General features: G+C 40.6%; 13 protein-coding genes. 10 read left to right on the forward strand and 3 right to left on the reverse strand.

Annotated elements, in window-relative coordinates; translation table 11 throughout:
• The first annotated feature begins 189 nt into the window (after nt 1-189).
• Complete coding sequence (gene purU, locus K5Q58_RS10345; protein ID WP_220753850.1) at nt 190-1071, forward strand: formyltetrahydrofolate deformylase; 882 nt, start codon at nt 190-192, stop codon at nt 1069-1071.
• 125 nt (nt 1072-1196) lie between these two features.
• Here the strand turns inward: purU and dapD are convergent, their stop codons facing one another.
• Genes dapD through map form a run of 3 tightly spaced genes read right to left on the reverse strand, consistent with a single transcriptional unit; the run spans nt 1197 to nt 5438 of the window.
• Nucleotides 1197-2021, reverse strand: coding sequence for a 2,3,4,5-tetrahydropyridine-2,6-dicarboxylate N-succinyltransferase (dapD, locus tag K5Q58_RS10350; RefSeq protein ID WP_102527878.1), 825 nt, complete (start codon nt 2019-2021; stop codon nt 1197-1199).
• 20 nt (nt 2022-2041) lie between these two features.
• Entirely contained in the window at nt 2042-4621 is a 2580-nt protein-coding gene (glnD, locus tag K5Q58_RS10355) for a bifunctional uridylyltransferase/uridylyl-removing protein GlnD (protein ID WP_220753851.1), read from the reverse strand.
• 25 nt (nt 4622-4646) lie between these two features.
• Nucleotides 4647-5438 (reverse strand): type I methionyl aminopeptidase, encoded by a 792-nt coding sequence (gene map, locus K5Q58_RS10360; protein ID WP_220753852.1) that lies wholly within the window; start codon nt 5436-5438, stop codon nt 4647-4649.
• Nucleotides 5439-5774: 336 nt separating this feature from the next.
• On the opposite strand from map, the gene rpsB reads away from it, so the two are divergent.
• The 9 genes from rpsB to bamA all read left to right on the forward strand — a co-directional run bounded on the left by rpsB (nt 5775) and on the right by bamA (nt 15837).
• Complete coding sequence (rpsB, locus tag K5Q58_RS10365; protein ID WP_220753853.1) at nt 5775-6503, forward strand: 30S ribosomal protein S2; 729 nt, start codon at nt 5775-5777, stop codon at nt 6501-6503.
• 115 nt (nt 6504-6618) lie between these two features.
• Entirely contained in the window at nt 6619-7470 is an 852-nt protein-coding gene (gene tsf / locus K5Q58_RS10370) for a translation elongation factor Ts (protein ID WP_220753854.1), read from the forward strand.
• Between the two features lie 67 nt (nt 7471-7537).
• A complete protein-coding gene (gene pyrH / locus K5Q58_RS10375) occupies nt 7538-8263 on the forward strand; it encodes a UMP kinase (RefSeq protein ID WP_220753855.1) in 726 nt (241 codons plus the stop codon).
• A 132-nt stretch (nt 8264-8395) separates the two neighbouring features.
• Nucleotides 8396-8953, forward strand: a complete 558-nt coding sequence (gene frr, locus K5Q58_RS10380; protein ID WP_220753856.1) for a ribosome recycling factor — start codon at nt 8396-8398, stop codon at nt 8951-8953.
• Nucleotides 8954-9036: 83 nt separating this feature from the next.
• Nucleotides 9037-9861 carry a polyprenyl diphosphate synthase gene (uppS, locus tag K5Q58_RS10385; protein ID WP_220753857.1) on the forward strand — a complete coding sequence of 275 codons (825 nt, stop codon included), beginning with the start codon at nt 9037-9039 and terminating at the stop codon, nt 9859-9861.
• Between the two features lie 22 nt (nt 9862-9883).
• Complete coding sequence (locus tag K5Q58_RS10390; protein WP_220753858.1) at nt 9884-10741, forward strand: phosphatidate cytidylyltransferase; 858 nt, start codon at nt 9884-9886, stop codon at nt 10739-10741.
• 6 nt (nt 10742-10747) lie between these two features.
• On the forward strand, nt 10748-11938 hold the full coding sequence (gene ispC, locus K5Q58_RS10395) for a 1-deoxy-D-xylulose-5-phosphate reductoisomerase (protein ID WP_220753859.1): 1191 nt from the start codon (nt 10748-10750) through the stop codon (nt 11936-11938).
• A 14-nt stretch (nt 11939-11952) separates the two neighbouring features.
• Nucleotides 11953-13323 carry a sigma E protease regulator RseP gene (gene rseP, locus K5Q58_RS10400; protein ID WP_220753860.1) on the forward strand — a complete coding sequence of 457 codons (1371 nt, stop codon included), beginning with the start codon at nt 11953-11955 and terminating at the stop codon, nt 13321-13323.
• 30 nt (nt 13324-13353) lie between these two features.
• A complete protein-coding gene (gene bamA, locus K5Q58_RS10405; protein ID WP_220753861.1) occupies nt 13354-15837 on the forward strand; it encodes an outer membrane protein assembly factor BamA in 2484 nt (827 codons plus the stop codon).
• Nucleotides 15838-15874 lie beyond the last annotated feature (37 nt).

The raw sequence follows: 15874 nt of genomic DNA on the forward strand, positions 1-15874 counted from the left end.
GAGTAACTTTATCCATTGATATTGTAGAATTGTCATCATTTTCTACATAATTTTATAAATACTACAAAGCATTTTACTTTAATCGACTGTAATCGTAAAAACAATGCTATCAACAGTTACTTTCTATACGGCTGTGTTATTAATGAATTCGTAAATGCGTTTTTAATTATTGATATGAGTAGTTTATTTATGAAAAACACACAGGTTAGTCAAAAAAGTGATGCCGATTTAACACCAATACCTCGCAAAATCTTAATTACAGATTGTGAAGATGCCCAAGGGTTAATCGCTAAGATCACTGGAGTGTGTTTTACGCATCAGCTGAATATTATTAAGAACACCGAATTTGTTGACCATCAGCAAGGCCGTTTTTTTATGCGTACGGTGCTGGAGGGTAAGATTAATGATGAGGAGTTATTAGCTGATTTGCGTGATGTTTTACCAGAGCAGAATCATATGAAATTGGTTAATGCAGGTAAAAAACGAATTGTGGTGCTGGTTACCAAAGAAGCGCACTGCTTAGGTGATATCCTGATGAAATCCTATTACGGTGGTTTAGATGTTGAAATCGCTGCAGTCATCGGAAACTACGATATCTTACAAGGTTTAACTGAAAAATTTGATATTCCATTCCATCATGTCTGTCATCAAGGTTTGGATAGGCAGCAACATGAACAAGCGATGCTTGAGAAAATTAAGTTGTACTCACCAGACTATATCGTCCTCGCTAAATTTATGCGTATTTTAACGCCTGAGTTTGTTGCTGAATTCCCTAATACTATTATCAACATCCACCATTCATTTTTACCGGCTTTTATTGGTGCTTCACCTTATCGTCAAGCGTGGGAAAGGGGAGTTAAAATTATTGGCGCGACAGCCCATTTTGTGAATAACTGTTTAGACGAAGGGCCTATCATCAAACAAGATGTGATTAATGTGGATCATAGCTTTAGCGCGGAAGAAATGGCTCACAATGGTCGTGATGTTGAAAAGAGCGTATTAAGTAAAGCTTTGCAACTGGTACTTGAAGAGCAAGTGGTGGTTTATGGTAATAAGACGGTCGTATTCTGAAATTAACACAACTCTGCACTTAAGATAATACCGCCTATAAAAAAGGCTCAGTAAGAATACTGAGCCTTTTACGTTTATAGAGTAAGCTAGATGAAAGAACATCTACTCATTCTTAATAAAACGTATTAATCAACGATACGTAAAAGTTCGTTAATGCCCACTTTACCGCGAGTTTTAGCATCGACTTTCTTAACGATGATTGCAGCGTATAGGCTGTATGTACCACATTTAGAAGGTAAGTTACCTGATACAACCACTGAACCTGCAGGTACACGGCCGTAATGAACTTCGCCAGTTTCACGGTCAAAAATACGTGTGCTTTGGCCAATGTATACGCCCATTGAAATTACGCTGCCTTCTTCAACAACAACGCCTTCAACAATTTCACTACGTGCGCCAATGAAACAGTTATCTTCAATGATGGTTGGGCCAGCTTGTAATGGCTCAAGTACACCACCAATGCCAACACCACCTGATAAATGAACGTTCTTACCGATTTGAGCACAAGACCCTACTGTTGCCCATGTATCAACCATAGTGCCTTCATCAACGAATGCGCCTAGATTTACGTAAGATGGCATTAATACGGTGTTCTTACCGATAAATGAGCCTTTACGAACGGTTGCTGGTGGAACCACACGAATGGCTTCTTCTTTAAAGCGTTCAGCTGTGTAGTCAGAGAATTTTTGTGGCACTTTATCAAAGTACTTAGTGTCACCACCTTCAACAACTTCGTTGTCGAAAATACGGAAAGAAAGTAAAACGGCTTTCTTTAACCACTGATGTACATGCCATTCGCCATCAATCTTCTCTGCTACGCGAGCTTGACCTTTATCAAGCATGCTAATAACAGTTTCGATATCTGCACGAACACTTGGCTCTACCGTGCTAGGTGTGATGTCCTGACGAGCCTCAAATGCAGCTTCTATGCGTTGGCGTAATGCCTCCATTACTTTCTCCCAAATTGTATTTATTGATGTAAAGGTTGAGTCAGCGCTTCTAAAAGCGCTTCAGATAATTGTGATTGTTGTTCATCGCTAAGAGCTTGGCCGAGCGCAGTCTGTAAAATAAAGAAATCTTCGGCGCGCTCACCAATGGTGGTAATTTTTGCTGATAATAATGTGATATCGCAGCGGTAAAGCACATCACCCACTTTTGCTAGCAGTCCTGGGCTGTCTAACGCAATTAGCTCCATCATACTTGTATCATGCTTCGCACCCGGTAAGAAACTCACTTGTGTGCGAACGTTAAAAGGTTTCATGATCCGTGACATCTTTCTAAACTTTGGTGGTTTAGACTTTTGTGTCGCCAATCTCTTTTCAAGCGACTTTTTAATCGACTGGATACGTGAAAGTTGGCTGATTGGTTCGCCGTCTTGCTCTAAAATAACGAAAGTATCTAAAGCGTAATCATCGTTTGATGTCATGATGTTAGCATCATGAACATTTATGTTTTTGTTATCTAACACTGTCATAACAGTGGCGAATAACTTGGGTTTGTCTTTAGCGTAAACAAATAACTCACTGCCACCACGGGTTGTGTGTTTTGAGATAAGCACTAATGGTTTTTGTTTATCATGTTTAAGCAGTGCTTCAGTGTGCCAAGAAACTTGATTGGGTTGATGACGTAAAAAATAGTCATCTTTAAAGCGGCTCCAAAGTTCAATAATGGCTTTTTGCTTCACACCACGTCTTAATAGTTCTTTTTGTGCTTTTTGTTGGACTTCTAAAACCCTATCTGCAACGTCAATAGGCTTTTCTTTGCCTCGAGATAACACGCGTTGGGTGGAAAAATATAAATCTCGTAATAATGAGCCTTTCCAGTTATTCCATGCTTTGTGGTTAGTAGCGCAGATATCAGCCACGGTAAGGCAATATAAGTAACTTAAATGCACTGCATCCTGCACTTGATCTGCAAATTTGGCTACCACTTCAGGATCTGAAATATCACGGCGCTGAGCGGTAACCGACATCACCAAATGATTTTCCACTAACCATGCAACAAGTCGCCCGTCATGATCGCTTAAACCATGCAGCTTACAAAAATCTAATGCATCGGTAGCACCTAATTTACTGTGGTCGCCACCTCGTCCTTTGGCAATATCATGAAAGATAGCCCCAAGCACCAATAAGCCTTTTTTAGGTAACTGATTAATTAGGATAGCGCCAAGTGGAAACTCATCTTTCTGATCTGGTTGAGCAAAGCGTTCGATATTAAGCAATAAACGGTGGGTATGCTCATCTACTGTGTAGGCATGAAATAAATCAAATTGCATCTGACCTTCAATATTACGCCACGCCGGCAAATATGAAGATAAGATGCCATGCTTATGCATTAATGATAAAGCGGCTATACCACGAGGGTGTTTTAAAATAGCCATAAAATACTTACGGCATTCAGGGTTATCTTGCAGTGGCGCTTTTAACCTGCGCCTTGCTTGTCTAAGTAAACGCAATGTTGGCGCGTATATACGTCTAACATTAGAGTTCTTGGCAACTAGAAAAAACAAATTAATGATTTGTTCAGGGTGTTGTTCAAATAATTGGTCATCTAAGACTTCAATATATCGGCCACGGCGCTGGTAATGTTCACTAATTGGATAGATAGTCAATAATGAAGACATGCTCAATGTTGCGCGCTTAAACAGCTGAAGCAGCATTTCGTTAAGCTCCATCACACGCCTGACTGTGCGATAGTAGCGTTTCATCATTTGTTCGACAGCGAGTTGTGTCTCATCTTCATAACCCATCATGCTGGCGACTTGTCTTTGTAAATCAAACAACAAACGGTTTTCGTTTCGCCCAGCAATCATGTGTAAACAAAAGCGTAGTTGCCATAAAAAGTTTTGGCACTCTAATAGCTCTTTTAGCTCCACAGGCTCTAAAAAGTCATGGTCGACGAGTTCTGCTAGGGTCGCAGCATCAAAATGTCGCATGGCAACCCATGCAACAGTTTGAATATCACGCAGTCCACCAGGGCATGACTTTAAGTTTGGCTCTAAATCGAAAGCATTGGCTTTGAGGTGACGTTGATGTTGCTCTTCTATTTTTCCGAGGAAAAAAGTATTCGACGGCCAAAAACCTTCTTGTCTAATAGCATTATAAAGTTCATCAAATAATGATTCTTGACCAATTAGTAGTCTTGCTTCGAGGAGGTTAGTCGCAGTGGTGATATCTTGCTGACCTTGAACTAAGGTTTCTTCGATAGTGCGAACACTATGACCAAGTTCTAGGCCTGAATCCCATAAGTAAGTGATAAATTCACTAATGGCATCTTTGGCTTGTTGGCTGACAATGTCTGATTGAGCTAATAAAAGAAGATCAATATCTGAATGTGGGTGAAGTTCGCCGCGGCCATATCCACCAACGGCAATCAAGCTTATTTGAAAATTGTTTAATTCAAACTTACGCCAACTTTCAAGTAAAAGGTCATCAACAAACTTGCAGCGCTGCTGAACAAGTTCAGTTATTGGTTGTTTAGCAGTAAATTGCTCCAATAAACGCTGGTTAAATTCAATAAGCGTGTTTTTAGCTACCAGCGCAGTGTTCATTGACGTCCTTTATTTACGTTAAAATTTATACAGTTCTAGGGAAGTCTTCTTCGCCACGTAATGTGAGTACTTCTACACCTGTTTCAGTAACCAATAGTGTGTGTTCCCACTGAGCTGATTTTTTACCATCTGAAGTGGTCACTGTCCAGTTATCTTCTTTATCTAAAACAGTCGTGTAACGTCCAGCATTAATCATTGGCTCAATAGTGAAACACATACCCGCTTTTAATACTGTGTTGTCATTATTTTTATAATGCACAACTTGAGGTTCTTCATGGAAGCCTTCGCCAATACCGTGACCGCAATAGTCTTGCACGATTGAGTATTTATCTAAGCCAGATTTACTTGCTTTAATAAACTTTTCGATAGCAGTCCCAATTTCACCCAATTTAACACCTGGACGAACTTTCTTAATCGCTAGGTATAAGCTTTCTTGTGCAATTCGTGCAAGCCTTCTGTCTTTTGGACTTACATCACCAATTAAAAACATTTTAGATGTATCGCCATGGAACCCATCTTTGATTACTGTGATATCGATATTCAAAATATCGCCATTTTTTAATTGGTAACCACTTGGGATACCGTGACAGACAACCTCATTAACAGAAGTACAAATAGATTTAGGGAAACCATGGTAGTTAAGCGGCGCAGATATAGCGTCATGCTCTTCAGTAAACTTTGCACAAATGTCATTTAGCTCATCTGTGGTTACACCAACTTTTACATGGGGTGCAATCATTTCTAGTACTTCAGCAGCCAATTTGCCTGCTGCACGCATTTTTTCGATTTGTTCTGCTGTCTTGATGACTATGCTCATGAATGTTCTCTTACCGTTATATCAGTCAAAAAAGGCGCAAATAAATTTGGCAAAATTTGTGCTTTTTACCTAGTTATGGTATAAAGCGCGCCGTTATGTTTAAGTCTTAATGAAGCTGTAATTTGAATAAAGTATAAATACTTTCTTCACTTACTGTTCCACTAAGCGTAAAATATGGCGGCCATTATACATGTTATAGATGGCAATTTAACTAAATACTAAATCACACACGTATCGACACATTCTTCGGGGTGCTCTTAGTGGGCTATTTTAGCAAACAAGAGTCGAAGGTATGGGATTCGTGGAGGTCTAACCCCCCAAATTAAGGTATATAAAATGACTACTGTTTCAATGCGCGACATGCTTCAAGCTGGTGTTCACTTCGGTCACCAAACTCGTTACTGGAATCCTAAGATGAAGCCTTTCATCTTCGGTGCTCGTAATGGTGTTCACATCATCAACCTTGAGCACACTGTGCCAATGTTCAACGAAGCATTAGCGTTCATCAGCAACGTTGCTTCTAAGAAAGGTAAAATCCTTTTTGTTGGTACTAAGCGCGCTGCTGGCGAAGCTATCAAAGAAGCTGCAATTTCTTGTGACCAGTACTACGTTGATCACCGCTGGTTAGGCGGCATGTTGACTAACTGGAAAACTGTTCGTCAGTCAATCAAACGTCTTAAAGAGCTAGAAAGCCAGTCAGTTGACGGTACTTTCGACAAGCTTACTAAGAAAGAAGCATTAATGCGTACTCGCGAGCTAGAGAAGTTAGAAAAATCTTTAGGCGGTATCAAAAACATGGGCGGCTTACCTGACGTATTATTCGTTATCGGTGCTGACCATGAGCATATTGCTATTAAAGAAGCTAACAACTTAGGTATCCCAGTTGTTGCTGTTGTTGATACTAACTCTGCTCCAGACGGCGTTAACTACATCGTTCCTGGTAACGATGATGCTATGCGTTCTATCCGTTTGTACACTTCTTCTGTTGCTGCAGCTGCTAACTCAGGCCGTGGTCAAGATTTAGCTGTTCAAGCTGAGCAAGACGGTTTCGTAGAAACTGTTTAATAAGGTGTGATGGTTTCCATCTCCCTTATTGACCAATAAAAAATTGGTGAGCAGGGGCCTTATGGCCCCTGTTTTTAAATGCAAAATTAGACGAATTTAAATAGAGGATTTAACAATGGCAATTACTGCTGCCCAAGTTAAAGAACTTCGTGACCGCACTGGCGCTGGCATGATGGACTGTAAAAAAGCATTGACTGAAACTAACGGTGATATCGAGCTTGCTATCGATAACATGCGTAAAAGTGGTGCTGCTAAAGCTGCTAAAAAAGCAGGTAACATTGCTGCTGAAGGTACTATCCTTATTCAAAGTGGCGAAGGTTACACAGCTTTATTAGAAGTTAACTGTCAAACTGACTTCGTTGCTAAAGATGGCAACTTCTTAGCATTTGCTAACGAAGTACTAGCTGTTGCAGCTGCTTCTAAAGTAAGCATCGAAGAGCTTAAAGCACAATTCGAAGAAACTCGTGTTGCGCTTGTTGCTAAAATTGGTGAAAACATCAACGTTCGTCGCGTTGAGTACATCGATGGTGCTGAGCAAGCTTCTTACCGTCACGGCGACCGTATCGGTGTTGTTGTAACTGGTGAAGCTGACGCTGAAACTCTTAAGCACATTGCTATGCATGTTGCTGCTTCTAAGCCTGAATTCGTTAATCCAACAGATGTACCTGCTGATGTTGTTGCTCGTGAGCAAGCTCTTCAAGTAGAAATTGCGATGAACGAAGGTAAGCCTCAAGAAATCGCTGAGAAAATGGTTATCGGTCGTATGAAGAAGTTTACTGGTGAGATCTCTCTTACTGGCCAAGCTTATATCATGGAACCAAAGAAAACTGTTGGCGACATTCTTAAAGAGAAAGGCGCTTCAGTAACTAACTTCATTCGTTTAGAAGTTGGTGAAGGTATCGAGAAGAAAGAAGAAGATTTCGCTGCAGAAGTTGCTGCGCAAATTGCTGCTACTAAAAAAGCGTAATTAAACATCTCTTCATACCCTAAAGCCGCAGCAACCGCTGCGGTTTTGTTATAATTAGGAAAAAATTATGAGCACCAATCCAAAACCTGCATTTAGACGCGTTCTTTTAAAGTTAAGCGGTGAAGCGTTAATGGGCGAAGAAGGCTTCGGTATTGACCCTAAAGTTCTCGACCGTATGGCTCAAGAAGTTAAAGAGTTAGTTGAACTTGGTATTCAAGTTGGGGTTGTAATTGGTGGTGGTAATCTATTCCGTGGTGAAGGCTTAGCACAAGCTGGTATGAATCGTGTTGTTGGTGACCATATGGGTATGCTTGCAACTGTGATGAATGGCTTAGCAATGCGTGATGCGCTACACCGTGCCTATGTTAATGCTCGTTTGATGTCAGCTATACCTTTAAAGGGTGTGTGTGACGACTACAACTGGGCTGAGGCCATTAGTTTATTAAAATCTGGCCGAGTGGTAATTTTTGCTGCTGGTACAGGTAATCCATTTTGTACCACCGATTCTGCTGCATGTTTACGTGGTATTGAAATTGAAGCTGAAGTGGTTCTGAAAGGGACAAAAGTTGATGGTGTTTACTCAGCTGATCCAATGAAAGATCCTGAAGCTGTTAAATATGACTCATTAACTTATGATGAAGTTTTAGAAAATGAATTTAAGGTGATGGATCTAGCAGCCTTTACGCTGGCCCGTGACCATGACATGCCTATCTTAGTTTTCAACATGAATAAACCTGGTGCCTTACGTCGTGTTATCATGGGTGAAGAAGAAGGCACTCACATTAAAAACTAATTAACCTTAACGGTTAGTTTGTTTAATGCCTGAAAATTTTCATTTGAACGACTATCGACATAGAAAAATCTATGTGCCATTCTCAGATAATCGTTCAAGTAATAAGTATTTGTGACCAAAAGGATATTTATCGTGATTGATACAATTAAAGAAGATGCTCAAGAACGTATGAGCAAGTGTGTTGAAGCTACTAAAAACCAAATGGCGAAAGTACGTACTGGTCGTGCTCACCCAAGTTTACTTGATTCAATTCAAGTGTCTTATTACGGTTCAATGACACCACTTAAGCAAGTTGCAAATATTGGTATCGAAGATTCACGTACCTTAAATGTAACTGTATTTGATGCTACTATGGTTCAAGCTGTTGAAAAAGCGATCATGAGTTCAGATCTAGGTCTTAACCCAATGACTGCTGGTAACGCTATGCGTATCCCGCTACCAGCACTAACTGAAGAACGTCGTAAAGACTTCATCAAAGTAGTACGTGGTGAAGCTGAAAATGGCCGTGTTGCCGTTCGTAATGTACGTCGCGACGCAATTAGCGAAGTTAAAAAGCTTGAAAAAGCAAAAGAGTGTACTGAAGATGATGTTCGTCGTAGTGAAGATGAAGTTCAGAAGTTCACTGATGCAAGTATCAAGAATATTGATGGAATTTTAGCTGCTAAAGAAAAAGAATTGATGGAAGTCTAATTCTCGACCTAGCAAAGCTAGAGTTAAAGCGCCGTGTAAGGTTATACTACACGGCGTTTGTCTATTTGAAAGGGTTGTAATAGATGTCATCCACTGTTGGATATGAGTCAGAAACAGAATCGAATGCTGAACTAGAAACATCGGAAATTTTGCCTAGTCAACTTTCTGATGTTGTAAAGCAGTCGCTTCCTAAGCATGTCGCTATTATTATGGACGGTAATGGTCGCTGGGCTCAGTTACAAGGGAAACCAAGAGTGTTTGGCCATAAGGCTGGAGTTAAAACAGTACGTCGTGCTGTGAGCCTCGCGAGCCAGCTCGGAATCGAGTCATTAACTTTGTTCGCTTTTTCTAGCGAAAACTGGCGTAGACCAGATAAAGAAGTCAGTTTATTAATGGAATTATTTTTCTCGGTTTTACAAAGAGAAATAAAGCTACTCCACAACAATCAAGTTCGCTTAAATATCATTGGTGATATCAGTCGTTTTTCTGCGCGTTTACAAAAACAGATCCATAAAGCACAACAACAAACTGCAGATAATACTGGGCTGGTACTTAATGTTGCAGCTAATTATGGTGGCCGTTGGGATATTTTGCAGGCTGCTCAAAAGCTGGCTGATAAAGTGGCTCAAGGTGAGTTAGCGTCCAGTGAATTAACCGAAGAAGCATTAAATCAACAACTTTGTATGAACGGGCAAAATGAAGTTGATTTAATGATACGTACTGGCGGTGATTACCGCATCAGTAACTTTATTTTATGGCAGGCTGCATACGCTGAATTAGTCTTTACTGAGACTTTGTGGCCAGATTTCAATGAGCAAGCATTTAAAGATGCCCTTGCCATTTTTGCCAGCAGGCAACGTAGATTCGGTTTGACAGGGTGTCAAATTGAAGAAATACGTGCTATTTAAAAATATTTAAGAGGCTTTTGCTTTGTTAAAACAACGAATTATAACAGTTTTATGGTTACTCCCTTTAGTGATAGGGGCCATATTCTTTTTACCCGCAGAATACTTTGCTTGGGCACTTATCCCTGTCTTTATGATTGGTGCTAAAGAGTGGGGCAGTTTTATTGACCCACAATGTACCGCGACCCAGTGGACCTTTACAGCCACAGTGACAATAATTTTAGTGTCATTGAATATATTTGTTCCTGTTGAGGCTTTGTGGCTTAAAGGCCAAGTCCACCCAATCTTTTTAGCTATTATAACCATCGGTTTATTCTGGTGGATTATTAGTACATTACTGATTTTTACTTTTCCAAAGAGTAGTGTGACTTGGAAAAACAGCCCGATGTTAAAGTCGATGTTTGGTCAATTAACTTTAATCCCGTGTTTTGTATCGTTAATTACTCTTAAATCAATTAGTAGTAATGTTGACCCATACTTTGGTGGTGCATTGGTATTCTTGGTGATGCTCATTGTTTGGGCTGCTGACACAGGTGCCTATTTTGCTGGACGCTCGATTGGTAAACATAAATTGATGCCAAATGTGAGCCCTAATAAAACCTTAGAAGGTTTGGGCGGAGGCTTAGTTGCGACCATGGCCGTCGTGTTTGGTGTGATGTATTACTCACCAGAACAAGAGCTTGGGTTAGTGATAGCTGTAACACTTATCACAGCTGTGGCTTCTGCATTTGGCGATCTTTCTGAGAGTATGTTCAAACGCGCAGCTAACATCAAAGACTCAGGTAAAATTTTACCTGGCCATGGCGGTGTATTAGATCGCATGGACAGTCTTACGGCTGCATTACCCGTATTTACCTTTATTTACCTAGCGTTCTGGATTTAATTCGCCATGCAAAATATGGTCATTCTCGGAGCCACTGGCTCTATTGGTAATAGTACTTTAAGTGTTATTAGTCATAATCCTGAACAATATAATGTTTATGGGTTAGTGGCTAATTCCAGTGTTGAAAAAATGCTGGCGCTTTGTATTGAGCATAAACCGCGTTATGCCCATATGGTTAACGCTGATGCGGCCAAAGCGCTTAAAGCTATCATGCCAGCAGCGTTAACGACTGAAGTACTCACAGGTGAAGACGAACTAATTGATTTAGTGACATCATCCGCTGTGGATACCGTTATGGCGGCAATTGTTGGCGCTGCTGGTTTAACTTCTACTTTTGCAGCGGTCAAAGCGGGCAAAAGAGTCTTGTTAGCCAATAAAGAAGCGCTGGTGATGTCGGGTGAGCTATTTATGAATGCGACTCGTGACAGTGGTGCAACCTTGCTTCCTGTTGATAGTGAACACAATGCAATTTTTCAATGTATGCCAACTGAAGTGCAGTCAAATTTAGGTGATTGCGACCTTGCTGCATCGGGTATTTCTCATATTTTATTAACAGGTTCAGGTGGTCCTTTCTTAACGGCTGATTTAGCCAGCTTAAATGCAATGACGCCAACACAAGCTTGTAATCATCCTAATTGGTCAATGGGGCCTAAAATTTCAGTAGATTCAGCAACGATGATGAACAAAGGGCTGGAATTTATCGAAGCTCGCTGGCTGTTTAATACTAATGCAGAACAACTAAAGGTTGTTATTCATCCTCAAAGTGTCATTCATTCAATGGTACAGTACTTAGATGGCTCCGTTATAGCGCAAATGGGTAACCCAGATATGCGTACACCGATTGCGCATTGTATGTCTTTCCCTGAAAGAATTTACGCTGGAGTTGAACCTTTAGACTTTTTCAAACTCAGAGAATTAAGCTTCTGTGAACCAGACTATGGTCGTTTCCCATGTTTAGCGCTTGCGATGCAAGCTTGTGATAAAGGGCAGGAAGCAACAACAGTTTTAAATGCTGCCAATGAAATAGCTGTGGATGCATTTTTAAAGCAACAAATTAACTTTACCGATATTGCTAGAGTGAATGAGATTAGTTTGGAAAAAACACCACAATCGTCATTAAGCACTATCGAAGATATTATGAATTTAGACGCTCAAGCTCGCGTTATCGCACGAGAAGCTATTAAAGCAATTAACTAGTTCGTAGGAGAACGATGTTCGATTTTTTATGGAACCTGGGGTCATTTATTGTCGCACTGGGTATTTTGATTACTGCGCATGAGTACGGACATTTTTGGGTAGCACGTCGTTGTGGTATCAAAGTAGAACGTTTTTCTATTGGTTTTGGTAAAGCCATTTGGCGTAAAGTTGGCAAAGATGGCACTGAATATGTTGTCGCAATGCTACCTTTAGGCGGTTATGTCAAAATGCTCGATGAGCGTGTTGAAGACGTTCCTGATGAGTTAAAAGACCAAGCGTTTAATCGTAAAACGGTTTGGCAACGTATTGCAGTGGTTTCAGCAGGACCAATTGCTAATTTCCTGTTTGCGATTGTTGCATTGTATCTAATGTATCTAATCGGCGTGCCATCACTTAAGCCAGTTATTGATACTACTAGAGCAAACACACCAGCTGCTCAAATAGAGCTGCAAGAGCCGATGCAAATTGTGTCTGTTTCTGGTCAAAAAGTCAGAAACTGGGAAGAAGTTAATCTGGCACTGGTGAGTCATATCGGTGGTCGTGAACTTGATATTAGTTTAAAACCATTATCTTCATCTAGCACAGATCAAGCACCGCTAAAAACTTATACGCTGGATATTCGCCAGTGGCAATTTGACCCAGATAAAGAATCACCTATTACAGCAATGGGCTTAGGCATTTACCGCCCCGGTATTGAACCTGTTATTGCTTTAGTCAGTAAAGGCAGTGCAGCTGAGATTGCAGGATTGGCGTTAGGTGATGAAATTATTAAGATAAATCGTACACCTTATCAAGATTGGAATGCTTTTGTGGATGTGATACAAACATCAGCAGACAAAGACGTAGAGCTAACTGTTCTGCGCGATAATAAACAACAGACCTTAATTGTGACTCCGCAAGCGCAAACCAATGCTAATGGAGAAACAATTGGTGTAGTAGGTGTGAGTCCGACTCAAATTGATTGGCCTGAAAGTATGCGCTTCCAGCTTGAGTATGGCATAGTAGATTCCTTTGCTGCTGCGGCAGATAAAACATGGCAACTGGTCGTTGTCAGCTTTAAGATGATTGGAAAACTGTTTACCGGCGATGTGTCGGTGAAAAACTTGAGCGGTCCGATTTCTATAGCCCAAGGTGCTGGTACCAGTGCTGACTATGGATTGGTGTATTTTCTCGGGTTTATCGCACTCATCAGTGTGAACTTAGGCATAATTAATTTATTGCCTTTGCCAGTACTCGATGGGGGACACTTGCTGTATTACTTTATCGAAGTGATTACGGGTAAGCCTGTGCCAGAGAAGGTACAGGATATAGGATTCAGGTTTGGTGCAGCTATGCTGCTGTTGTTGATGAGTATTGCACTCTTTAACGATTTTTCCAGACTCTGAGCAGGGAACACAAATAATTAGAAGTGCTCTATGAGATTGAATAAACTTTTTGCCTCGATGATTTTAGTCGGTGCGTCATTTTCAGGCAATGGTGTGGCTGAACCTTTCCAACCATTTGAAGTGACCGACATCCAGATTGATGGTTTACAACGAGTTGCACTCGGTGCTGCCTTGTTAAGTCTCCCCGTCAAAGTGGGTGATACTGTTGACCAAATTAAATTACAACAAGCGATAAAAAGCTTATATGCCTCAACCAACTTTGAAACAATCAGTGTAGCCCACGAAGGTGGTATATTGATTGTCAATGTTAAAGAGCGTGCAACAATCAGTGCTGTTACCTTTGAAGGTAACAAAGATATTAAAGATGAGCAGCTCCAAGAAAGTTTGGATGGTTCAGGCATTAAAATCGGTGAGTCACTTGATAGAACCATGCTGTCTGGTATTGAAAAAGGCCTACAAGATTTTTATTACGGTGTAGGTAAATACGGTGCAAAAGTTGAAGCGGAAGTGATCAACTTACCTCGTAACCGTGTTGAGCTTAAATTTAACTTTACTGAAGGCTTAGCGGCTGAAATTCGCCAAATTAACGTAGTAGGAAATTCGGTTTTTTCTGATGCAGAACTTATCGGTTTACTTGAGTTAAAAGACTATGTTGCTTGGTGGGATTTATTCGGTGAACGTCGTTACCAAAAGCAAAAGTTACAAGCCGACTTAGAGACGGTTAAAACTTATTATCATAATCAGGGTTATATTCGCTTTGAAGTCACCTCGACTCAAGTTGCGATGACACCTGATAGAAAAGGCTTATATATCACCATCAATGTTGATGAAGGTGAAAAATATAAAGTGTCTGAAGTTAACCTGACTGGCGAGTTAATGGGCCGTGAAAAGTTAATGAAAGCCATTTTGCCGATCAAAGAAGGCGATATGTATAACGGTGGTGATGTGACATTCACCGAAGAAATGTACAGTAAATATTTAGGCCGCTTTGGTTACGCATATCCTGAAGTAAAAACGTTCCCTGAAATTAACGACGAAACCAAGGAAGTTGCATTAAATATTAATGTAAATCCTGGTAAGCGTGTTTATGTACGCTCAATTAACTTTAGTGGCAATGCGGTGACTAAAGATGAAGTGATGCGTCGTGAACTACGTCAAATGGAAGGTGCATGGTTGAACTCTGCGCAAGTTGAGCAATCAAAAGCACGTTTAAACCGTTTGGGTTACTTCGAAACCGTCGACACTGAAACAGTTCAAGTACCAGGCAGTGACGATCTTGTTGATGTTGCCTTTAACGTTAAAGAGCAGCCTTCTGGCTCATTTAACGCTGGTGTTGGTTATGGTACCGAATCAGGTTTAAGTCTTCAGTTTGGTGTTCAGCAAAGTAACTTCTTAGGCACGGGTAACCAAGCAGGAGTTAGCTTAAATACCAACAAATACTCTAAGAATGTTAACTTCTCGTACACTGACCCTTACTTTACGAAAGACGGAGTAAGTTTAGGTGGTAGTATTTACTGGAATGAGTTTGATGCGAATGAGGCTAACCTTGAGCGCTATAAAAACAAATCATACGGTATTGCGTTAAATTCTGGTTTCCCAATTAATGAATACAACCGTTTAAATGGTGGTATTGGTTACCGTCATAACCAAATTTCTGAAATTTCAGCTTATGAGCAAGCTTTACGTTTTTATAATGTATATCGTGAATCTGACGATCCTAATGCAGATTTAAGTTTTGATAACTTTGAGCTTAACGGTGGTTGGTCTCGCAGCACATTAAACCGTGGTACGTTCCCAACCGATGGTTCATCACAGCGTTTCAGTGCTAAGGCGACGATTCCTGGTTCAGATTTACAGTACTTTAAAACCGATTTAGATACTAATTTCTACTTACCTTTAACTCGTAACCATGGTTTCGTGTTGTTAACACGTGCTCGTTTAGGTTATGCGAATGGTTATGGTCAGTTTAACGACAATGACCAAATTCTTCCTTTCTGGGAGAACTACTATTCAGGTGGTAGCAGTTCATTACGTGGTTTCTCGTCTAACTCAGTTGGCCCACGTTCGTTCTATCTATACCGTGGTAGTGAGCCATGTTCGCCGGATCCTTCTGGTGATAGCTGTTCATTACCTGGTGAGCCGAATCAAATTCAAGTAAGTTCAGGTCGTTCGATTGGTGGTAATGCTATCGCGACAGCGAGTATGGAAATGATTGTTCCTACTCCATTCTTGGATGAGGCTTATTCTAATTCAGTACGTACTAGTTTCTTCGTTGACGCTGGTAACGTATGGGATACCGAGTTTGATTATGACTCGTATAGATATCTTCCAGCCGATGAGTTTGATAAATTGGAAGATTATAGTGACCCAAGTCGAATCCGTGCCTCTTGGGGTATGAGTGTTCAATGGTTATCACCGATGGGACCTATGGTGTTTAGCTTGGCTTGGCCGATTAAAGAATACGAAGATGATGAAACAGAGATCTTTTCGTTCAATATTGGCAAAACGTTCTAAAACAAATAAACTCGGCAAGTTTTGCTGATAATAACAA

This window comes from Shewanella sp. KT0246 (assembly GCF_019654955.1).
GTDB classification, from domain to species: Bacteria; Pseudomonadota; Gammaproteobacteria; order Enterobacterales; family Shewanellaceae; genus Shewanella; species Shewanella goraebulensis.

What these genes read in the sequence shown, in the direction of transcription:
- purU (WP_220753850.1), top strand. Translation starts at nt 190, where the DNA reads ATGAAAAACACACAGGTTAGTCAAAAAAGTGATGCCGATTTAACACCA.
- dapD (WP_102527878.1), bottom strand. Translation starts at nt 2,021, where the DNA reads ATGGAGGCATTACGCCAACGCATAGAAGCTGCATTTGAGGCTCGTCAG.
- glnD (WP_220753851.1), bottom strand. Translation starts at nt 4,621, where the DNA reads ATGAACACTGCGCTGGTAGCTAAAAACACGCTTATTGAATTTAACCAG.
- map (WP_220753852.1), bottom strand. Translation starts at nt 5,438, where the DNA reads ATGAGCATAGTCATCAAGACAGCAGAACAAATCGAAAAAATGCGTGCA.
- rpsB (WP_220753853.1), top strand. Translation starts at nt 5,775, where the DNA reads ATGACTACTGTTTCAATGCGCGACATGCTTCAAGCTGGTGTTCACTTC.
- tsf (WP_220753854.1), top strand. Translation starts at nt 6,619, where the DNA reads ATGGCAATTACTGCTGCCCAAGTTAAAGAACTTCGTGACCGCACTGGC.
- pyrH (WP_220753855.1), top strand. Translation starts at nt 7,538, where the DNA reads ATGAGCACCAATCCAAAACCTGCATTTAGACGCGTTCTTTTAAAGTTA.
- uppS (WP_220753857.1), top strand. Translation starts at nt 9,037, where the DNA reads ATGTCATCCACTGTTGGATATGAGTCAGAAACAGAATCGAATGCTGAA.
- ispC (WP_220753859.1), top strand. Translation starts at nt 10,748, where the DNA reads ATGCAAAATATGGTCATTCTCGGAGCCACTGGCTCTATTGGTAATAGT.
- rseP (WP_220753860.1), top strand. Translation starts at nt 11,953, where the DNA reads ATGTTCGATTTTTTATGGAACCTGGGGTCATTTATTGTCGCACTGGGT.
- bamA (WP_220753861.1), top strand. Translation starts at nt 13,354, where the DNA reads ATGAGATTGAATAAACTTTTTGCCTCGATGATTTTAGTCGGTGCGTCA.